Consider the following 21,488-nt stretch of genomic DNA (forward strand, 5'->3'; position numbering starts at 1 on the left):
TAATTTTAACATTATTTAATTGCATGCGATTAAAAAAATATTGTATAATTTATTTTTATTAGTGAGATATAAATATTAAAATATTTATGAAAGGAGAGTCATGTTTATTATTGCTGAAAAATTTCCAAACCTTCAAATAGCAGTTTTGGTAAATGTTTTAATTTATATTGCCATTATGCTTGGCGCTCCAACAATCATCTTAGGATTTTTATCATTATTTAAATTAAAACCAACCGAAAAAAAGAGTATTTATTTATATGCGTTTTCAGCGGGTATGTTTTTAATGATCGGATCGGTTGGATTTATTCGTGAGTCATTTACAATAGCAAACAATTATTTACACGATTTAAAATTTAGCGATAAAATAATCCCTTCATGAATGGCATTAATTATCGGAGTTGGTGCTGCAATAGGATTATTAATTGTTATTCTTGGAAGATATTTATTTGTTAAAAGCAAAAAAATTCATTTTCATAAAGATCATGAAGCCCATAACCACTCAGATCACTTAATTTCTTTTAAAGATTTTGATAATCCGAAGGCTGCATGAATGGCCATTATAATGCTAATGAGCCACAGAATTATTGATGGTTTGTTTTTAGGTTTTAGTGTTTATTCACTAACATTAACAGATACTAGTGCTAATGCTAATATCCCATTAATTATTTCATTTAATATTCACATCCTTTTAGAAGTGATTATTGTTTATTATCGTCAAATTCAATATGGCGAGAAAAAAAGAAAAGCTATTCTATATAATTTCTTAACCTTTTTATTAATCATCCCATTTATTTTCATAGGGGCATTTACCGGAAAATTTCTTCTAAACAATAGATGATTGTTATCATCGTTGTTTGCCATGGGTGGTTCAATTATTGTGTTTATGTCAGTTTTTGAATTGATTCCTGAATTTATTCACGCCAGAAATCAAAAACCAAAGGTACTGTATACGACATTTTCGATCTTTGCCGCATCGATTGTCTTTACATTGATCCTATTGACCTTTCATGCCCATATAATCTAATGAAAAATAAGAAAATTTTAACTTTTTTATCATTAGCGGCAATATCACCTTTTATTTCTTTATCAGTAGTTGCTTGTTATAAAAATAATTTCAACAAAAATAAAGAAGTATTCAATATTCATAAAAACTTTGCCAATGATTATGTGGCTTTTTCTTATTTAAAGCCCAATTTTATGAGCAAAAATTTAAGTGAAATAAATTTAGCAACATCGGCTAAATTATTCCGTTTTGAAACTAAAATTCAACCTCAAATTGATTTCAGAGATAATATCGTAATAAAACCTAGCGAGCTTAAGCTGAAATTAGAATATGCAAAAAATATTGATATTTTAAGTTCTGATACAACATTAAAAAATTTTAATAATGATAGAGTGTCAACTGTTGATTATAAAAATACAGAAGATAAACAAGAAGGAATTTATTATCCTAAAAAAGACAAAGGAAACGGCTTTAATTTGCCATATCTATTTGTTCCTTCAAATTCAAAAACATCAATCAATAATCAAGATTTTAAAAATAGCTTATCCAATGCAAGTGGTTTTGATATCAAAATAAAAGACGCAAATCAATACTGAATTAATTCAAAGGGTAATAAAACTCAATATAAAATTACCTTAAATGATTTTAAACTTGGGATTTTAAAAACAGCCTTATTGAATGATGATTTCAGAAAAGAATTTTCAAAGAAAAATAACTTAAAAGATTCAGAAAATGAATATAAATGAGTTAGTGATTTATCAAATAATTTCAATATTAAAAAATGATTTGTGACTTATCAAGTTGATTTTGATTGATTATTAGAATATAGTAATGACAAATTAGAGTTTAGGTCAATAAACAATCAAAACATTGACTTTAATGATTTTTTCTATAATTTATTTTTCCAAAGTAATTATATTGACGCCTTGCCTTATGAATATATTTTTAAAAAATATGGTGATCCATTTAAGAATTTAAATTGATTAAAAGAATATGGCAAATCATCAAATGAAATGCTATTTGCTTCATATTACTATGTTTCTTCAAACGATATTAACCACATTAAATTAATTGCTAATAATCATTATCAAAAAGAACAAAATAGATTAAAAGAAATCAATATTTTGTTTAATCAACTTCCAATTAGTAATAATACTTTTGGATTGCAAATGTATAATGCATTTTTACAAAATATTGTCTCAAGCATTGACTTTTATTATTTAAATATTTCGCAAAAACAAGAATTATTAAAACAATATAAAAAATTTAATATTAGCTACAGCCGTCCAATACAGAAATATTATTTACAAAATAAAATAATTAATAACTATTTGCCAATCGCCAATGAACATTATTTCAATAATAATTTTTCAAAATTATATTATGGAGTAAATTTAGAGCAATTGAAAGAAACTAGCAATATAAAATCATTAAATAATATCAATAATTTAATGTTTGCTTCATTAATAAATAACGTAATTAATCAATATGGATTTATTCAAAATAATGATGAAATTTGATTATCACAAGCGCCAATCGACTTAGACATTATCGCTAAAAACAAAGGCGAAAATTATCAATATTTAAAAGATGCTATTGTGAATATCAATAAACCTATTATTTTTAATCAAGTAAATAATGAATATGAATTTATTCAAAATAATTATCAATTTAAAAATAAAGATTATGCTCAAAATACTGAAAACATTAGTAATATCAATAAATTGAAATCATCAAATTTTGACTTAATCAAAAATCAGCTAAATTCAATTATTAACGATTTTTATAAACAAAATGATAATCAAGAAAGCATTGAATTTGATATTCCAATTTATGCTAAAAATTTAAGCGAATTTCAAAAGCTATCATTAAAAAACATTGAAAAAATTTTTAGTTCAATATCAAGCAAATTAAAAGCAAGAATAGTTATTATTGACAATCTTGATTTATACCAAGAATACTTTTTAAAAAATAAATCAATATACAAAGAAAATAATTTCTGATTGCCCCAAGCTAATAGCGAGTCTTTTATATCAAGCATAATTAGTTCTGAGAATTCAAATTTAATATATTGAATGCAAAAAATTAAAAGCTTCAATTTTAAGAAAAATCCATTTAAACAACTGATCAAGCTATATGACTATTTATCTAAAAATTTAGAGATTAATCAATTTGAAAATTACAACGAAATGATTAATTTTATAAAATCACAAAAAGAAAATATTTACACATTAACCATAAAATGGTTAAAAAGTATTGACCTTTTTGATCAAATCTCATTAATAAATGAAATTAATAATTTAACTTCTTATATAATTTCTTATGACAATATCGTTAATATACAAGGATTTTATAAGACAATTTACCAAAATCATATAATCAAACCTGTTGAATATGATGGACTTAATTATTTACAGGATATTAAAATAAAAAACAAATAGAGAGGTATTATGAAAAAAAATAAAAAATTATTAATCGGATTATCAACATTAATACCAATGGCAATTGCACCTGTTGCAATATCATGTTTCAATGAATCAAATGACAATAATGATTCTAAATCAAACTTATTTTTATCAGAATCACAACTATCAGAAGTGCATAATGCTTTTGAATTTAAGAAAACTGAAGCTGGTTTAGAAGCAAGTGATAGCACATTAGTTGATACAATTGAAAAATTAAATAGAGAAATAAAAGGAAGAAAAGCTGGTTTTTTAATTAAAAATGAGGCCGAATTTAAAAAATATTTTTATTTAAAAGTTCCGGATATGGCAAGAATAAGCACCAGCCATACTCTTAACATTAGCTTTAGCGTAGATCCAAGTACAAAAAATATTCAATGTAATTATGAGGTTATTTGTGTTGATAGAAATAACGCATTAGAAGCAAGTAACACAATTGTTTTAGAAGATAATTAAAAATGCTAAAAAGAAAAGTTAATAAAAAAATTATCATTTCATTAGCTTCAATAAGCATTATAACTCCAGTCATTTTGTTGTCATCATGTCAAAGTTTTAAAAACCAAGATAATTCAAAATACTACAGCACTTCTCAATCATCTAATTTATGCTTGTGTCATAATTTACCAATATATCAAAATCACTCCGGCAATTTTAGTAAAATTTCGACTTCACAACTAAAAGAAATATTTGAACAGTCTTATTTTAAATTAAAAGAACAACATTCTGACTTAGATTCGCAAAAGTTAATTGAAATATTTAAAGATGATATTAATGAGGCTTCTGAATTTAAAGATTTTCATGAGCTTATTAAAAGCGAAAAATTTCAAGAGTATTTTGATTTTAGTATATTAAATATAAGCGATCTAGGTTCACATAAAATTCAGTACCGCTTTTATATCAATAATCAAAAACAAATCGTTTTACAATATCGAATTTTATGTTTAGATAGAGGAGATGAAAAAAATACATATATCGAAGATTTAAGAGATATAATTTTAGATATATAAATAGGTGATAAAGTATGAAAAAAAATAAAATTTTATTTTTGACTTCATTATTAGCATCAACATTGCCAATAATTGCAATAAGCTGTAATAAAGAAAGTGAAGATGTTAATGCGAGTGTAGATGATAATAACGCAACAATTCAAATCAACCCAAACGGTTCTAATGTTGTAAAGGGAATTTTGAGTTCATCACAACTTTCAGAAATTGAAAGACAAGTATCATTCACATACACTAAATGAGGCGAAAAAAGTCCTGAAAATGCAAAATTAGCCGTAGAAAATTTAATGAATAAATTTTATGACGGCGAAGAGTATAATGAACAAAATGCACACCAATTTTCAAATATATTATCTGAATTCGATTTTCAAAAATATTTCAAAATAACAACTGCAGGAGATTTTGTATATGGTCACCCTGTTACATACTTTTTAACAATTAAAGATTCATTACCATGTATACATTTTGAAATCAGATGCCCAGACAGAATAACAAATGGAATAATGGCTTTAGAAGGCTCTTACGATATCAAAGTAGATAATGTTTAAGATAATAAAACTTATATAATAAAAAAGTAGAAGCTAAATTGTTTCTACTTTTATTCTACTAAATTATCAATTTTCATTGGTTGATAATAACTATAAAGATTACTATATAATTGTAATAATAAATAAAAATTTATACTCAAATAGCAGTATCGAATTTTTAAATTAAAAACATTTAAATTGAGGCAAACTATGAAAAAAGAAAAATTACTAATTTATTGAACTGAAGGCTTAATTAATGAATATCCCAATCAATTAATTCATTACGAAAATAATGATATTAAAAAGCATGATTTGGATTTAGAAATTAACATTCATTATCTAGATGTTAATGGAAAATTGCATTATGCTTTCATTAATTATTCAAATCCTAAATTTGAAATTGAAGAAGAAATTAATGATTATAGAATAATGGAATTTTATCGAGGCTCATTGTATGAAGATTGTGAAGTTGAAAATTTAAAAATACAAAAATTTTTCTTTTCTGGTCAAACAATAGAAAATATTGGCAAAAAATACCAACATTTATCATTATTTCAAATTAGAGAAATTTTATTTAATATTTTAAAAGTCAGATTGTTAATTATTTATGATGTCAATAATGATTTAGCAATTAATGCAATTGAAAATATAACTCCTAGTCATGAAATTTTCAAAAAATACGGCATTAATTATCTTAAATGCCTAAAAGAGGCAAAGGAAGCATTGCCTAATGATATTGATATTGACCAAGAACAATCACAGAACTTTCTTTCTAGTGTTATTTTAGAAGAAATTATAGATAAATTAGGATCAAAATGACATGAATTTAAACTTGATCTTCTTGAAACACTATTGCAAGAACCATTTGATAAAATTATCAACTCAATTAATGAAAAAGGCTTATTTTATAGCTATACTGAAAAAGATATTGAAAAGATTATAAAAGATAATTACTAAAAGTGATTTAAAAGCTCAGGTATAAATGCCTGAGCTTAAATTATTCTGATTTAATATTGATATAACCAACAATTAATGTATGGTCGCTAATCTTTTTTACCATATCAAAATCGCTAGCAGCTTTATTGCTGTGATACTGTGAGTTAAATAGTTTTGTATATTCAGCCCGATTATCACTATTAATATGGTGTATTAAATCATATTTTAAAAATTTATTACCTTCAAAAGTGCCGTTAGGGTCATAGGCAATAATTTTATCATACGGGTTAGCATAAGATTTATTTCCTAAACTAGTAGCATAGATATCTTTAAAAGTATTGGCTTCGTAATTAGTTTCATAGCCTAGCTTAGTATAATAATCGCTTGCGTAGGTAAAATTTTCTTTTTTAATGTTTGTATCGCCATTAAAAATTATCAAAGTATTAATATCTTTCTTTTTAATATCGGTAAATAGATTTTTAATATCTAAATATTCTTTGACTTCTTGATCACCTTGATTAGTTCATTTATAATTATCAATCGTCGGACTATTGTCTTCATTAACATTTTCTGTGTTTGATTTTCCAGGTGCATCAAGATGGCCGTTAATTATTCAGAATTGCTGTTTATCTTGCAATATTTCTCATTTAGAATATCATAACGGTCTTGTATATTCAACATCCTTGCCTAAATAACTGCCCTCTTCATTAAGATATCTTAATTTATCGTTACGATAAATAATGCCATATGCCTCTTTACTTTTAGGACGACTTTGTGAATAAACACCTTTAATAGAAACTTTATAAGATCAGTTATTGCCTAAAGCTTCTACAATGCGCTTTAATGGTTCTTCTTCATCGTATGATAATTCTTGTATACTCAACAAATCTAATTGATTAGCATTAATGACGTCTTTAATAGCGCGTTGCCTATATTGCAATCTCGGAATAGATTTAGTGCTCAAATTAGCAATATTTCATGAACCAAATTTAATTTTATCGCCTTTTGATAGTACAATATTATCTTCGTTTTTTACACTATTCTTATTTTTATTATTAATGTAATATAAAGTACCTGCCACACCACCAGCAATAACAAGCCCTGTTGTAATTAAGCCGGCAAATATTCTTTTTTTACTACTCTTTTTTGCTTTTTTCATAATCTTCCTTTAATAAATAAACCAATTTTAAAATGGTTTTTATATTATATCAAATAATTTATATAATAAAAATCTCAATACTTTTGCATTGAGATTTTATTTTTTATCCGTTTTTTGGATTATAAGTTTGAGATAAAACAACATTAAATAGTTTAAATGATAAACAAAACATAGCAATATACATAGTTGTAAATATTAAATATCAAGGATTATTTTTAGCCGATTGCAACGCTTCTTTTAAAATATTTCCAATGTTAATATTATTAGAATTATTTATCAAATCCAAAAACGCTAATGAAGATACAATTAAAATATTTATTGCCAAACGATCAGTTACTAAAATTAATATTGAAGGTAAAATTAGTTTAAATAATTTACGATATGTAATTTGAATATTGTTTAATCCGATTGATTTAGATGCTAAAATAAATTCATTTTTAGATAATATGGAAATTTCATTTTTCGATATTTCATAATAAGAAGTTCAAGAAATTAAAATAAATGAAATTAATATTCCATATCAATTAGTACCAAAGAAAATACATAACAACAATATTCAAATAATTTCTGGTATCGATGTTAGGATTGTCGCAATTTTATCAACTAATATCCCATATCATTTATTTTTATTAAACACATATAACGAAGCAAAAGAAAAACCAATAAAAATATTGAATGCAATCGCCAGTATAATTGTCAAAATTGTAATAAATATCGAAATATTTAACCTTGAATATATATCTATTCCATTGTTATTTGTTCCTAAAAATGGCATATGCAAAACATTGATTTTATCGCTTGCATTATTTAAATTTATTGCCTTAATCAAATCATAAGGATTATATCTTAATATAACAATATCAGTGTTAGTTGTCAATGAACCACCTAAATCAAAAGCTGAATCATATAATATTCTAAATACAGGTTGCTCATTAGCTTCAAAAGATCTAGTCAATTCTTTATTAGCAATTTCTCTAATAAAATTCAATTCTTGACCACGTTCAAAATTTCTCTCTATTACTTGATTAAAATAAGGAGGCAAGTTATTGACATATATTGATTGTTCATTAAGTGATTGATTTGCTGGATTTTTGATAAAAGCTAGCATAATCAACATCGCTAAAATCACCAGAATAAAGAAAGTAAATATAGCTATATTCAATTTCTTTGAAAAAAAACGTTTTCAAAATAATTTCATCTGGCTTTGGTGAATTGCATAAGTTTTGACTGTTTTCTTCTCTTTTACAAACTTAAAAAGGTTGTTATTCATATTTTAATAACCTCCTTTTTGTATTTTTTAGTCTTTTATTTAGTTCTAATAAAGGATTAAGTTTGGATAAAATTAAATCATTTATTATTCTTGCAACTAATAACCCAAAAAAACTAAATGTAAAATAAAACATTATTAAATTTATTTCACCTTTTGAAAAAGCGTAAGAAAGAAAAATACTTTGACCTGGAATTGAAAATACTCTTTCTATAATTAATGAAGTAGAAAATAATAGTATATAAAAGGGCAAAATAACTTGCAACTGTGATATCAATAGATTTTTAAAAATATTTTTATTAAATAACTTAGTTTTACTTAAGCCCAATGTTTTTGAAAAAAGATAATAATTTGAAATAAGGATTTCTTTTGTAACTTTTCTTGATCTTGCGTGAAATAATGAAATTGTTGCAAATGATGTAATTAAAGTTGGAATTAATAAAGAAACTAAACTAAATTTTTTATCAAAAATATACTGAGATGGATAACCGAATATTGATGCATTTGTTAGTGCAATTATTGCAACAATAATTAATGGTATTGATACAATAAATGAAATTGTAAAATTAACAATAAAGTCAATAGCTTTATTATATTTATAAGCACTTCAAACACCTAGAATATTGCCAATGATTAAACTTATAAAAAAAATAAAAACTGTAAAAATAATTGTGTATTTAAATTGAGAAAAATAAAGTACGAATATTGATTGATTATTTGATGCTAATTCACTTGAAAAAATTTTTCCAGAGGAAAAAGTTATTAGGTTTCACAAATATTCGCCATATCTTGTTCCGTAATTTTTAGAAATTTGACTTGCTACAGCGAAATTTTTTTGAATTTGAGGTTCTATTAATAAATTAATGGCAAAAAATATAATTGTTATTGCTAAAAATAAAATAAAAAAGTAAACAATAACAGTTTTTAGCCGCTTTATTGAACTATGTGACGCCATTATTGTTAACTTATATTATTTTTTTAAAAAACCACCAATGTCAAAATGTTCATGTGATAAAGTTTTTTCTTCTGGTGTAGATTTATTGTAAACTGAAACTTCTTCCAATTCAACTGCACCTTCTGCTTCTTCGACTGTTAATGAATTATCGCCAAATGAGAAAATAATATCTTTTTTACTTTCTTCAACAGTTACATCTACGTATTTTTTAAGAACTTCTAATAATTTATCAAAACCTTGTGCTTGAGCTTCTTTAACTTCATTAACAAACTCTTGTGCTTCTACTTTAAGTTTTGATTTGTTAGATAGTGTATATCCACCGTATGTAACAGTTTGAACTTCTTCAACTTCTTTAAAACCGTTTATTGTAAAACGAGCTTCTACAAGTTTTCCATCTGATAGTGTTTGAGTAATATCTAAATGGATTTGTCCTTCATCTGGGTGTGCATGTGATGAAGGGTTAACTGCGTATTTAGTTGTCTCAGGAGCTTCACTAGTGTTGAATTTAATTCCATGAGAGCTTAAAACTTTTAAAACATCTTCTCAGGTTGTTGCTGCTTTAAGTTCAGCGATAACAGTTGTTGGGGAAACATCTTTTTGATTAATTGCATTTGTAGCTATTGAAATACCAATTTTTGTGTCCATTTCAACTTTTGCTTCAAGATGATTATCATCATCATTATTATCATTTTTCGAACAACTAATTGCAGCTATAGGAAGAGCTGATAATGATAAAACCGAAGAGATTGCTAACAATATTTTTTTTGAACTTTTTTTCATAATACCATCCTTTATTTTCAAAAATAATTATATAATAATTTAATAAAAAATGTAAAAATAAGAGATTTATTAGCAATTTTTATATAGTAATAGACCAATAAATTATACTTTTTTTGTTTTTTTATACATTTATGATCAAAAACCTTTATTTAATTAAAAAATTTATATGCATTATTAATTTAGATTTTAACAAAATAATTTTTTTTATATATAATATTAATTGCTAATGCCGTCATAGCTCAGGGGCAGAGCACTTCCATGGTAAGGAAGGGGTCGTTGGTTCAAATCCAATTGACGGCACCATATCAAAACTGATCGAAATGCCATTTGGCATTTTTTTTATTTTTTGAATCTAATAAAATAAAAAAGCGACTAAGTCGCTTATTTTCACATTGTGATATGGCACGGGTAGCAAGACTCGAACTCACAACACACGGGGTTGAAGCCCGTTGTTCTACCATTGAACTATACCCGTATTGCCTTATTATTTTACAATATTATCTATTTTTTTTATTAAAAAGGCAATTTTTATTTATTTAGATAGTTTTGATTCGAATAAATTTACGATATCACTTACTAATTTAATGTTTAAAAGTTCTTCATCACTTATAACAATATTATGTTTAGCTTCAATATCACTTATTAACATAACTAAATCCAGACTATCAATATTTAAATCCTTAATATTTGAATCTAAATCAAATTTTGATTTTGTTAAAGTTTTCAACAACTTAAAAATAGTTTCTTGTGCATTCATAAAAATAATTATATCTTATTTGTTGAAATTTGATAAGTGACCCCTGATTTTTGTGTTTTATTATTCCATTTAAAAGATATAACAACTTGTTGATCATCAATAATTTTGTAATTATATTTAACTTCGCCATCAAGAACTAGCATTCTATTTAAAATATCTTTAATAATATTACTAATCATATCCTCATCAATTCATGCCTGACCATCTTTATAATTTAGTAAATCATAATAGTCAGAGCTGCTAATTTGCGGGAAAACAGTTTTTCAGTCAACTTCAACTAATTCAACTGGTTTTTCTGGCTCTTTATCCCCATCTTCTTCCTTAATTTTTTCATCATTTCCGTTATTTTCATCATAAATTATTGAAGGCTTTTCTTTATTTATTTCATCATTTCCATTGATTTTGTTGATGTTATTTTTATTTACGTTTTTATCGTTACCTTTTGTTAATAAAAGCACAGAACACATTGCGCCAACACTTATTAAGGCAGCTAAACTAATTGATGTTCCTATAATTATTTTCTTTTTAATTGTCATTATAAACCTCCTCAATAATTAATTTCTTCAATGCTATTAGCATTTGCAATAATTTTTTGAATATTCTTAACTTTTATATATTGATAATCACCATTTAAAAATCCAGCAATTTTTTCTGTTTTTAATTTTATTTTACCATTGCTCATTGAAAAAAATGGCTTAGTAAAATTTTGATTATAGACTACTGAAAAGTTCTTTAATTTATCGCCAAATGATATTGTTATTTCATGAAAAAAGTTTCCTAAAAAGTTAAGAGGAACCAATAAGCCTCTTTTTGCTTCAATATCTTTTGCAGAAACATTTACATTCTTATCTTTTTTATTTCAAAAACTATAAGATGAAACTAAAATACTTTTTTTATCATCTCATGGATTGTATATAATTTCATAATCACCAACAGTATTTAAAGTATTAATTTTTAATTTAATGTCTAAGTTTTCTAAGTCGCTTTGATTAATTGCATCTCTAATTTTCTTATCGGTTGATACCTTGACAATTTCAAAGTCGTAGATTTTTTTATTATGTTTTGCTTCTAATAATACATTGGGTTTAAAAACAAAAGATAAGTACTCGCGATTCTCAAAATGATTCATAAGTTTATCATTATTAAAATCCGGATAGCTGTCAATCAATAATCTACTTAAAATATTGATAATTATTCCGTTCTTATCACTTTTTAATTGTTTATTAGATTTAATTGCGTTTATATAATAAACATACCGCTCAGCTTGATATCACTTACCACTAACTAAATAATGGATTTCAAAATTAATGTTTGATATACTATCAAAATTAACCGAATTGATGTCTTTATCGAGTTCACTAACCGCAGAAAACACTCAATGGTTATTTTTTTCATTTTTTGAAACATTAAGATTAACTTTTTTATTGTTGATAAATCCATCGACTTTAATAGCCTCAATTTGACTATGGAAATTAGCATATTGAAACTCTAAGATAAACTTATCATTTTTAATTAGTCTTCTAAGTGAAAACTTAGCATGCTGATTGGGATTAGATCAATTTAAAAGATACTGTTCTCGTTCAGCTTTTATATAAAAGTTTTCAAGTCAATATTCAGAAACCTTTTGATTATGAACTATATGCATTTAAAAATCTTAGAAATAAGTTAACAATTAAGTTCAATTTTTTATAATAATGGTTTTTTGATCAATGCGCTAGATATCAATCGCTATCTTTATTTTGCATAATAAAGTTTTCTGTAAAGATTAAGCGATCTTCTTCTGATAATGAAGTTAAAAATATTTCTAAAGCGCTTATGTCAGGGTTTTTATCATCGTTATGCTTTTTAGCATTTACTCTAATTTTTTCATACAGACAAAATTTATGTATAAATTCTCTTTTCTTTTGTAAGCTTAAATTTTGTAATTTTTTATAATTTTCATCAGTCATTTTTCCTCTTTTCCATATTTATTACACTAAATAATTTTTAAAATTTAATCAAAATGAAACTATAAAAAAATATATATTTATAATAATATAAATATAAAAATTACGAAAGTCTAATATGGAAGAAAAAATTAAACTACAAAAATTGATAAGCCAATTGGGTTATTGTTCAAGACGCGAAGCTGAAAAACTAATCGAGGACGGTAAAGTCTTAGTAAATAACGAGCTAGCTCATTTGGGAATGAGAGTCAATGCTAATGCTAAAGTAAAAATTAATAATAAAGAGATTAACAGATTAATTAAACCAATTTACATTGTTTTAAACAAACCAATGAATACAATATGCACCGCAAGTGATCCTCAAAATCGAAAAACAATATATGAATATATAAAATTAAAAGAAAAAGCTTCATCAATAGGAAGATTGGATTTTAATACAACCGGTGTTATCATCATTACTAACGATGGCGAACTTAACAATAATCTAGCGCATCCATCATCTGAAATTAAACGTGAATATATTGCAACTTTAGAAAAACCTTTAGAAGAAGAACAACTAAGATTTTTAAATTCTAATTTTGTTAAATTAAACGGTAAATACTCACGTCAAATTGTTAAAAAAATTGATGATTTAAAATATTCAGTTATATTAAAAGAAGGAAGAAACCATCACGTTAAAAACTTATTTCTATTAGTAAATAACTACGTTAAAAAACTTCATAGAAAATCATATGGGCCAATTTCTGATAAAGATTTAAAAATCGGTCAATATAGATATTTAACTGATGACGAAATAAAATTACTAAAAAATTTAGTAGATAAAAAATAAATGTTCAATATTCGAATATAATTTCGAATATTTTTTTATTTTAAAAATAAAAAAAATCAAGTATAAAACACTTGATTTTAAATATGTTAATTATCGTTTGAATTTATAATTTTTTGAATTTTTTCTTTTAATGAATTTTTATCAATGTAAAAATGTTTTGCAATTTCTATATCACTACCAGTAATACCGAATGAATCAATACCTAAATTATACTTAGCATATTTTGATCAGCCAAATTTTGAAAGTGATTCAAAAGAAATGGCAAACTCTTTTCTATAGTTTAACTTATCTAAATTCTTGATATTTCCCGCCGAAATTAATGAAATATTTAACTCATTTGCAATTTTATAAGCAACTTCAATGTCACGGCCAGCTGAAATTAAAGTATATTTAGAATTTGATCTTAAAAGATAGTAAGAACCTTCTTTAAATTCGTTTTTTGAACTATTCTTAATATTATTTAAGATATTTTCTCCCAATGATATAACAACAGGGCCAGTCGCTGAATTTAAATAAAATTCTAGCGCTCCCTTTAACTCATTTATATCACATGGTCTTAAAACTACTAACTCAGGAATAGCTTTAAGTTGTGCCAACTGTTCTATCGGTTGATAAATTGGGCCAGATTTATTAATCAAAACTGAATCATGACTAAATATATATAGCACTTTAAGTTTCATCAAAGCAGAAGTTCTAATAGCTGAAAGCATATAAGATGAAAACACTAAAGGACTAAAAATTATTGGCCTAAAATTAGAATGCAACGCTAATCCATTAGAAATATTGGCCATAGCAAATCTACGTTGACCAATTAATAAAGCTCTGCCTAAACGATTATTAGAAGCATAAACACCATTTAGCGACTTCATCTTTTGGAAATTAGAAAGATTTGAGCTACTAATAAAAATATTTTGATATTTGTCAGAAATATTATTTAACAATAACTCTACGTTAGATTTCAAATTCTCTTCAGAGTTAATGCCAATATCGTTTATATTTTCTTTAACCTCGTCATTAATATAGTTAATAAGAGCATCTGAAGCAGTTCATTTATTAGCAATGCTTTCAAGATAAGCAGCTCTTTTTAAATAAGCATCTTTTACATCGTTATAAATATCAAATAAATCAGTTTTTTGGAATTTAGTTTTATCCTTAAATTCTTCCAATTCATTTTGGCTTAATTGATTTCCAAAAAGTGATGCTATATCCTCTTTAATTAAGTTTTCTCCGAATTTTGAGCTCACTTCAATTATTGTTGGTTTTGAAGATTTTTTAGCTAATTTAATCGCTTTAGAAATGCTTTTTGAAGATGCGTCTTTTAATAAAAGATACTTAATTCCCATCGCTTCATATTTCTTTTTACTATTAACGTTGTTATTTGAAATTGAATAATTAGAGTATTGCAAAGAACTTGAATCACATAAAACTATTAATTTCTTTAGTTTATTTAATCCAGCATATTCTAAAGCTTCTTGAGCAACACCTTCTTCTAATTCTAATTTAGAACAAAAAGTATACACATAATGAGATGCTTCAGGGAATTTAAGTGATAGATTTGATTCTGAAATTGCCATACCAACAGCAATAGCTATTCCTTGTCCCGATGGTAATGTTGAAGCATCAATTCCCATTTCCCGTGATAACTCTACATTGCCTTTTAAAGCGCTTTTATAATTTCCATAATTTTCTAAATCTTCTTTAGAAACAATCCCATAAAATCTTAATATTGAATAATAAAGGGGTGAGCATTGAGAGGCACTTAACACAAATCTATCACGTGCTATTCAATTGCGGTCATTAATATTGAATCGAAAATTATAATAAAATAAGGCATGAAAAATTTTTGCACCACTTATATTGATAGAAGAATATCCATATTCTCCTTTAGAAACCATTGCCAATGAATTTATTTTTAAATTATCAACAGCAAGCTGATCTATTCTTTTACTATTTTTCATTAAATGTTCCTTCAAAAATTAAATTTATATTGTTGGGTTTAGTATTAATTAATGAAAAAACTTTTTGTTCAATTAAGAAAATAAGTTTTTTAGTTTCAAAAGAAAAATTCTTAACTGAATTTAGTTTGTATTTAAGACTAATATCAACATTAGAATTTTTATTATTTAAGTCAATTTTTAAACTATCGACCAATTGAATGCCTTCTTCATTTTTAAAAATTTGCATTATAGAATCTTCTATAGCGCATAATTCAACTTTATAATTAAAATTCATTTTCGTATTAACAATTACAAACATACTATGCTCTTCCAACGTATTTACCAGTTTCTGTTGAAACTAAAACCACTTCACCTTCTTTAATGAATAATGGTGTTTCAATTACAAATCCAGTTTCTAATGTTACTTTCTTTTGAGCTGCTTGAGCTGTATTTCCTTTAACAGCATCTGGAGCTTCAGTAACTTGTAAAGCTACGTTAGCTGGTAATTCTAAATCTAGAACTTCACTTTCAAATTTACGAACAATAACTTTTTGACCTTCTTTTAAAAAGTTTAATTCTCAGTTTAAAGTAGTAACCGGAATTTCAATTTGTTCAAATGTTTCTTGATCCATTAGAACAACTGATTCGCCAGCATTATATAGGTAATCCATTCCAACTTTATCAATCATAGCTTTTTCAACTTTTTCTCCACCTGTGAATGATTTAATAGTTGTTGAACCTGTTCTTAAATCTTTAACTTTGGCTTTAACGTTAGCTTGGCCACGTCCTTGTTTTGAATGTTGTGCTTCTAGAACAACATATATGTTACCTTCTAATTGAAAAGTAACGCCTGGTTTTAAATCGTTTACATTTATCATTTTTTACTCCTTATATTAAATATGAATATTAAATGTAATAAATATTATAATTGCATTTATTTAATAATTAAATAAAAAAAGAAATTTCTAATAATAAATAACAATATAAATAAAAGGTTTAAAATTGATACTATGATTAATAGCGAAAATTTTAAAAAACAAATCTTAACAAAAAAAGAAACAAAAGTTTATGAATCACTTATCAAAAAAATTAAACAATGATTAAGACAAAAAGTATCATCAGCTAAGGCAAGTGGAATTTCTTTGGGTATTTCAGGAGGAATTGATTCTTCAACTTTAGCCATTTTAGCATCAGACGAATTCAAAGAAAACGCACATCTTTTTTATTTTAAAACAAGGGATGACGAATATACTGAAAAACATATAAAATTATTAGAAAAAAGACTTGATAAAAAAATAGAATTTATTGATTTAAGCGACATTTTCAATAGCATTCAAAAAACATTGAAATTAGAGAAGAAAATGTCTTTAGCTAATAGCAAATCAAGATTATTTATGACATCAATTTATGCCCTAAGTCAAGAACTAAATACGCTAGTTTTGGGTACTGATAATTTAAATGAATTTTATTTGGGATATTTTACAAAATATGGCGACGGAGGATGCGATTTGTTACCATTTGCAAACATTAAAAAATCAGATGTTTATGCGATGGCAAATTTATTAAATGTTCCTCAAGAAATTATTGAAAAAAGACCTAGTGCAAACCTTTTAGAAGATCAATATGATGAAGATGAATTGGGATTTTCATACGCTGATTTTGAATCTTGATTAATTGATAAAACTTCAATTAAAACTGAAATAGCCGAAAAAATTAAGCATATTCATAAAATAACTGAACACAAACGAAAAGCAATTCCAAGAGGACCTAAATTAAAATAGCAGAGCAAAAGCTCTACTATTTTTTTATTTGAAATGTATTCCACTGCTTATCAGAAAACGATATATCGTTAGTTATTTTTGAATAATCTATACGCATTTTAATTAAACCGTCATTTTTATCAAAAAACGGCTTAACAATATCTTCCCTTATAGATATTGTATTAATTTTATGAGTATCTTTCTGCTCAACATCAATAGATGCTTTTATCAAGCCTTTAAAATGCGTTGGTACCCTAAAACCAGCTTTAATATTTTCATCAGTCGAATCTTTAATAAATTGATGATCAACTTTATTATATTTATATTTGTCTGTTATATAGTAGTTATATAAAATATGATTATCATTAATTTTATTAAGTTCACTTGTTAAATTTAAACTTTTATACCTAAAATCATTCTCAAAATTCAATATTTTTAATAAAGGTTTTGATAATAAATCACTGTATTTTTCAATTTCACCCGTTGGATTATTAGTAGAAATTTTAGTTTCAGAAGTTGCTATATGATATCATGGTTTATTAACTTCTGGCCGATTAAAATTAATCTTTGTTTCATGAGCCTCATATAAAAAACTAGCCGGCGATTGTGCAACATTTTCTTTAAATGACATTCCTGTAATTTTAAAACTAAGTGACTTGTATACAAATGAATTTCATTTATAATTTAGACCATTATTTTCTCTATCTGCATCTATATAATTTGCACTTTTATTAAAATCTAATATAAAACCTACGTAGTATTTTATGTAATTTCTATGTTTTGAAAACGAAATAATTTCTAAGTTGTCTAAAGATTTATAGTCGATAGCAGAACCATTTTGATAGTTATTGACATAAAAAGTTATGTATTCTTCATCTTTAGAAGATATTGATAAGTCCAAGTCTTTTCCGTTTATTTTTATTGTTTTATATTTTTGATAACTATACAAAGATTCGTGTATTTTAATTTTTATATTTAAATTATTAGTCGTTAAATCTCTTACTATTTTTATTTCGATTGGTTTATTATCTAAAAGTTCGTTCGAGACATCCTCTTCAATAGCATTTGGTACCCAAAAGCCCGAGTCATATTTTTTGTATTTTATTTTTTTAAGAGTTGGGCTTATTGATTCAATATAGCTGTTTTCTAGTTTATTTATTATTGCAGTATTTTCGTGAGCATTATTAACAATCATGTTTAATTACTTTCCATATATTTTTCTATATTTCATTCAAAATAGAATTTTGCTTTTTAAATATAAAAGAAAGTCATAAATACATTCATATTCCTTTTCTTTTTCAATTAATTTGTTCACATAATTCCTTTCTTGTCTATTGCTAGACATAATAAGTACATTACAAAATTGAAAAATATTCACGAAATTGGAACTTGCAAAATTACTTATTTATTATATAAATAATTTATTTTCTTATTAGCAAATTAATCACATAAGAGCGCTGATTAATTGTTTAACTTTTCTATAAAAAGTTGACTTTGAACAGTAAAAATCTTTAAAATTAATATTAAAATCACAACCATTTTTAAAGATTGCTCTATATATTAATAAATAATCTTCATCTAGCGATTTTTCAAACAAATCAGTTAATTTTGTACTAATATCTAGGTAAAAATTTCTTAAAACATTCAATTTATCTTTATTTTTTATAAATTTCAAGTTTTCTAGTTTATATTCTTGTTTAACTTGTTTTTTTAAATCTAAATATTCTAAGAATTTCTTTAGAACTTCAAAATTTTTTAATATCTTATTCATTGGCCTCCTTTACAATAAGTGTATAACAAAAAAGCAATATTTTTTTAATCTATTTTTTTGCAAAAAGGGGTTATATATTGACTACTCAATATATAAAAAAAATTACAAAAAAACAGAAAAAAGCCAGGTTTTGGCTTTTTTTCTGCAAATAGGATTATTTTATAGATATTTCTCAGGATGCTCTTTTTTCATTTTTTCAATAAAATCATCCTTGTCCATTGAACCGTATTTTTCCATTAATTCAACACATTCTTCATATTCTTTTTCGGCTCATTCAATGCCTTCAAAACCAGTTACTTTTGTAACATCTTTCCCTTTAAATTCTTTATATGTTGAAAAAAAGTTTCTCACTGATACCAATCACATTTTATCAATATCTTCCAAAGATTTAATATGATCCAAACGATAATCATCAGCGTGAACTGCGATTAATTTAGTGTCTGTTTCGCCCGAGTCAATCATCTTCATTGCACCAATTACTCTAGCTTCCAATGATGTTCCTGGCATAAATGTTTCTTGAGAATAAACTAAAACATCAAGTTCATCTCCGTCTCAGTCTAAGGCTTCTGAAATATATCCATAATTAGCTGGATATTTAAATCCGCCTCTTAAAATTCTGTCAACTTTAATTTTTCCTGTTTTACGATCGTATTCGTATTTAATATTAGAATCTTTGCTAATTTCTATATTTACTACTATATTTTTCATAAATATAATTGTAACATTTTGAACAAAAAAGAATTATCAACTTTTTATTAATTTTTTCTTCACTTTTTCGCTTGCTGAATATTTTTTCAAAAAACAGCTTTAAACTATAAGCAAGGAGAAAAAAATGAAAATATATTTATATGGAAAAATTGTTCATGTGGCGAGCAATTATTTAATTTTAGACCACAGTGGAAGAGGAGAACTAATTTATGTTCCTAATATTTCTAGATTCAAAAAGGATGAAGTTAAGAAAATCTTCGTATCAGACATTTATAACGAATATGCAAAAACTACTTATGGGTTTGATACTTTTAAAGAGCTGGTAATATTTGAAGATTTAATCAACTTACAGGGTATAGGACCAAAAACTGCAATTTCTATTTTAAATTCGGGATGAGAAAGAATTTTATCTTCAATTGCAAACGGAGATAAGGAAGCATTAACAAATATTCCTTTTGTTTCTCAAAAAATTGCAAATAACATTATTTTTGCATACAAAGATAAATATAGCAAATTCTTAGAGAAAATGGATAATGATGATTTAACCAAAATAAAAAATCAAAATACTTTAACAAAAATTCAAAATCAATTTGAAGAAGCTATGAAAATGTTAGGTTTTAAAAGCCAGCAAATAAAATATGCAATGAATAATATTGAATTAAATGAGAATATTGAACAATGTATTGAGAATGCTATAAAAATAATCGGGCAAAATTATGATGAAACAAGAATTTAGAGTTGAAAAATTTGAAGACTTTATTGGTCAACATAAGATAACTTCAACTCTAAAAGTTATGATTTCTTCGGCAAAATTTCAAAACAGACCTATTGACCACTTATTATTTTATGGTCCTCCAGGTTTGGGGAAAACATCTCTAGCGAAAATTATTGCTTCTGAAATGAATAAAAATATCTTATATGTTCAAGGTCCTACTATAGAAAAGAAAAGTGATATACTCACTATCTTTTCTTCTATAGAAGAAAATACTATTATCTTCATTGATGAAATACATGGTATTAATAAGAATATTGAAGAACTTCTATATTCTGCAATGGAGGATAATGTTATTGACATTGCATTGGGCGTCGATGGTGATAAAAAAATCATGAGAATGAAGTTAAAAAAGTTTTCATTAATAGGGGCAACAACTAAATTTAACATGATCTCAAAACCATTAAAAGACCGATTTGGTTATATAGGAAAATTGATAAATTATACTGATGAAGAAATTTTTAAAATTATTGAAAATTCAGCATCAAGAAACTCAATTAATATTACAGAAGAAGCAATAAGAGAAATATCATTACATTCGCGTCAAACTCCAAGAATAGCAAATAATTTACTTAAAAGAGTCAATGATTTTGCAATATACTCTCAATTGAAATTAATTGACAAAACATTAGTCTCTAAAGCATTTGAATATTTGGATATTTACAAATTTGGTTTATATTTTTCGCAAATTGAATATTTAAAAACACTGAATATTGTATTTGATAAAAAGTTTGCTTCGTTGGATGCTATTTCAGCCATTACTAAAGACGATAGATTTACAATATTAAACGAAATAGAACCCCTTTTATTAGTGTATAAATTAATTGAAAAATCACCGAGAGGAAGGAGGATCACAAAAGAAGGAATTCAATATCTTATAACGAATAAATTAATTTAGAAATTAAACTTTATTAT

General features: G+C 25.2%; 24 protein-coding genes and 2 tRNA genes. 11 read left to right on the forward strand and 15 right to left on the reverse strand.

The genetic code is table 4. The features are described from left to right. Positions 1–100: 100 nt before the first annotated feature. The 6 genes from AB5V95_RS01035 to AB5V95_RS01060 all read left to right on the forward strand — a co-directional run bounded on the left by AB5V95_RS01035 (position 101) and on the right by AB5V95_RS01060 (position 5,953). Entirely contained in the window at positions 101–1,024 is a 924-nt protein-coding gene (locus AB5V95_RS01035; protein WP_369086036.1) for a ZIP family metal transporter, read from the forward strand. Further along, positions 1,024–3,444, forward strand: a complete 2,421-nt coding sequence (locus AB5V95_RS01040) for an OppA family ABC transporter substrate-binding lipoprotein (RefSeq protein ID WP_369086037.1) — start codon at positions 1,024–1,026, stop codon at positions 3,442–3,444. The genes AB5V95_RS01035 and AB5V95_RS01040 overlap by 1 nt, the downstream gene beginning before the upstream one ends. A 9-nt stretch (positions 3,445–3,453) precedes the next feature. After that, complete coding sequence (locus AB5V95_RS01045) at positions 3,454–3,921, forward strand: hypothetical protein (RefSeq protein ID WP_027122987.1); 468 nt, start codon at positions 3,454–3,456, stop codon at positions 3,919–3,921. Between the two features lie 2 nt (positions 3,922–3,923). Continuing rightward, on the forward strand, positions 3,924–4,472 hold the full coding sequence (locus AB5V95_RS01050) for a hypothetical protein (RefSeq protein WP_369086038.1): 549 nt from the start codon (positions 3,924–3,926) through the stop codon (positions 4,470–4,472). Positions 4,473–4,486: 14 nt separating this feature from the next. Further along, a complete protein-coding gene (locus tag AB5V95_RS01055; protein WP_369086039.1) occupies positions 4,487–5,017 on the forward strand; it encodes a variable surface lipoprotein in 531 nt (176 codons plus the stop codon). Positions 5,018–5,206: 189 nt separating this feature from the next. Beyond that, positions 5,207–5,953, forward strand: a complete 747-nt coding sequence (locus AB5V95_RS01060) for a hypothetical protein (RefSeq protein WP_369086040.1) — start codon at positions 5,207–5,209, stop codon at positions 5,951–5,953. 40 nt (positions 5,954–5,993) lie between these two features. Here AB5V95_RS01060 and AB5V95_RS01065 read toward each other — a convergent pair whose 3' ends face one another. From AB5V95_RS01065 to AB5V95_RS01080, 4 genes are all read right to left on the reverse strand, one after another. Continuing rightward, on the reverse strand, positions 5,994–7,091 hold the full coding sequence (locus tag AB5V95_RS01065) for an MnuA family membrane nuclease (RefSeq protein ID WP_369086041.1): 1,098 nt from the start codon (positions 7,089–7,091) through the stop codon (positions 5,994–5,996). A 103-nt stretch (positions 7,092–7,194) separates the two neighbouring features. Next, positions 7,195–8,361 carry an ABC transporter permease subunit gene (locus AB5V95_RS01070; RefSeq protein ID WP_369086042.1) on the reverse strand — a complete coding sequence of 389 codons (1,167 nt, stop codon included), beginning with the start codon at positions 8,359–8,361 and terminating at the stop codon, positions 7,195–7,197. Then, positions 8,354–9,313 (reverse strand): ABC transporter permease subunit, encoded by a 960-nt coding sequence (locus AB5V95_RS01075; protein WP_369086043.1) that lies wholly within the window; start codon positions 9,311–9,313, stop codon positions 8,354–8,356. Before AB5V95_RS01075 ends, AB5V95_RS01070 begins: the two co-directional genes overlap by 8 nt. Before the next feature lie 15 nt (positions 9,314–9,328). Then, on the reverse strand, positions 9,329–10,093 hold the full coding sequence (locus AB5V95_RS01080; RefSeq protein ID WP_369086044.1) for a variable surface lipoprotein: 765 nt from the start codon (positions 10,091–10,093) through the stop codon (positions 9,329–9,331). Between the two features lie 228 nt (positions 10,094–10,321). Between AB5V95_RS01080 and AB5V95_RS01085 the strand changes: the two genes are divergently transcribed. Then, a tRNA-Thr gene (locus AB5V95_RS01085) sits at positions 10,322–10,396 on the forward strand. 97 nt (positions 10,397–10,493) lie between these two features. On the opposite strand, the gene AB5V95_RS01090 is transcribed toward AB5V95_RS01085, so the two are convergent. The 5 genes from AB5V95_RS01090 to AB5V95_RS01110 all read right to left on the reverse strand — a co-directional run bounded on the left by AB5V95_RS01090 (position 10,494) and on the right by AB5V95_RS01110 (position 12,799). Continuing rightward, a tRNA-Trp gene (locus AB5V95_RS01090) sits at positions 10,494–10,568 on the reverse strand. 57 nt (positions 10,569–10,625) lie between these two features. Next, on the reverse strand, positions 10,626–10,850 hold the full coding sequence (locus AB5V95_RS01095; RefSeq protein ID WP_369086045.1) for a phosphopantetheine-binding protein: 225 nt from the start codon (positions 10,848–10,850) through the stop codon (positions 10,626–10,628). An 8-nt stretch (positions 10,851–10,858) separates the two neighbouring features. Next, the gene (locus tag AB5V95_RS01100) at positions 10,859–11,386 is read right to left on the reverse strand and encodes an MHO_1590 family protein (protein WP_369086046.1); all 528 of its coding nucleotides are present in this window, start codon (positions 11,384–11,386) and stop codon (positions 10,859–10,861) included. Further along, positions 11,386–12,495, reverse strand: coding sequence for an MHO_1580 family protein (locus AB5V95_RS01105; protein WP_369086047.1), 1,110 nt, complete (start codon positions 12,493–12,495; stop codon positions 11,386–11,388). Before AB5V95_RS01105 ends, AB5V95_RS01100 begins: the two co-directional genes overlap by 1 nt. Further along, a complete protein-coding gene (locus AB5V95_RS01110) occupies positions 12,479–12,799 on the reverse strand; it encodes an MG284/MPN403 family protein (protein WP_027122690.1) in 321 nt (106 codons plus the stop codon). Before AB5V95_RS01110 ends, AB5V95_RS01105 begins: the two co-directional genes overlap by 17 nt. 115 nt (positions 12,800–12,914) lie before the next feature. On the opposite strand from AB5V95_RS01110, the gene AB5V95_RS01115 reads away from it, so the two are divergent. Beyond that, positions 12,915–13,625, forward strand: coding sequence for a pseudouridine synthase (locus AB5V95_RS01115; RefSeq protein WP_369086048.1), 711 nt, complete (start codon positions 12,915–12,917; stop codon positions 13,623–13,625). A gap of 86 nt (positions 13,626–13,711) precedes the next feature. Here AB5V95_RS01115 and AB5V95_RS01120 read toward each other — a convergent pair whose 3' ends face one another. From AB5V95_RS01120 to efp, 3 genes are read right to left on the reverse strand one after another with little or no spacing between them, the layout of a single operon-like run. Next, positions 13,712–15,583 carry a transketolase gene (locus AB5V95_RS01120; RefSeq protein WP_369086049.1) on the reverse strand — a complete coding sequence of 624 codons (1,872 nt, stop codon included), beginning with the start codon at positions 15,581–15,583 and terminating at the stop codon, positions 13,712–13,714. After that, complete coding sequence (locus AB5V95_RS01125) at positions 15,573–15,881, reverse strand: MMB_0454 family protein (RefSeq protein ID WP_027122693.1); 309 nt, start codon at positions 15,879–15,881, stop codon at positions 15,573–15,575. Before AB5V95_RS01125 ends, AB5V95_RS01120 begins: the two co-directional genes overlap by 11 nt. Position 15,882: 1 nt before the next feature. Next, positions 15,883–16,440, reverse strand: coding sequence for an elongation factor P (gene efp, locus AB5V95_RS01130; RefSeq protein ID WP_027122694.1), 558 nt, complete (start codon positions 16,438–16,440; stop codon positions 15,883–15,885). A 132-nt stretch (positions 16,441–16,572) separates the two neighbouring features. Here efp and nadE point away from each other — a divergent pair, with 132 nt between their 5' ends. Next, the gene (nadE, locus tag AB5V95_RS01135) at positions 16,573–17,343 is read left to right on the forward strand and encodes an NAD(+) synthase (protein WP_027122695.1); all 771 of its coding nucleotides are present in this window, start codon (positions 16,573–16,575) and stop codon (positions 17,341–17,343) included. A 16-nt stretch (positions 17,344–17,359) separates the two neighbouring features. Here nadE and AB5V95_RS01140 read toward each other — a convergent pair whose 3' ends face one another. From AB5V95_RS01140 to AB5V95_RS01150, 3 genes are all read right to left on the reverse strand, one after another. Beyond that, positions 17,360–18,517 (reverse strand): MHO_1580 family protein, encoded by a 1,158-nt coding sequence (locus AB5V95_RS01140; protein ID WP_369086050.1) that lies wholly within the window; start codon positions 18,515–18,517, stop codon positions 17,360–17,362. A gap of 237 nt (positions 18,518–18,754) precedes the next feature. Next, positions 18,755–19,093: a hypothetical protein gene (locus AB5V95_RS01145; RefSeq protein ID WP_027122697.1), complete on the reverse strand. Its 339-nt coding sequence runs from the start codon at positions 19,091–19,093 to the stop codon at positions 18,755–18,757. Between the two features lie 159 nt (positions 19,094–19,252). Then, complete coding sequence (locus AB5V95_RS01150; protein WP_027122698.1) at positions 19,253–19,801, reverse strand: inorganic diphosphatase; 549 nt, start codon at positions 19,799–19,801, stop codon at positions 19,253–19,255. Between the two features lie 124 nt (positions 19,802–19,925). On the opposite strand from AB5V95_RS01150, the gene ruvA reads away from it, so the two are divergent. Next, a complete protein-coding gene (ruvA, locus tag AB5V95_RS01155; protein ID WP_027122699.1) occupies positions 19,926–20,537 on the forward strand; it encodes a Holliday junction branch migration protein RuvA in 612 nt (203 codons plus the stop codon). Next, positions 20,521–21,471: a Holliday junction branch migration DNA helicase RuvB gene (gene ruvB, locus AB5V95_RS01160; RefSeq protein WP_369086104.1), complete on the forward strand. Its 951-nt coding sequence runs from the start codon at positions 20,521–20,523 to the stop codon at positions 21,469–21,471. The genes ruvA and ruvB overlap by 17 nt, the downstream gene beginning before the upstream one ends. Positions 21,472–21,488: the final 17 nt, after the last annotated feature.

The organism is Metamycoplasma spumans, assembly GCF_041026625.1.
Lineage (GTDB): Bacteria > Bacillota_I > Bacilli_A > Mycoplasmatales > Metamycoplasmataceae > Metamycoplasma > Metamycoplasma spumans.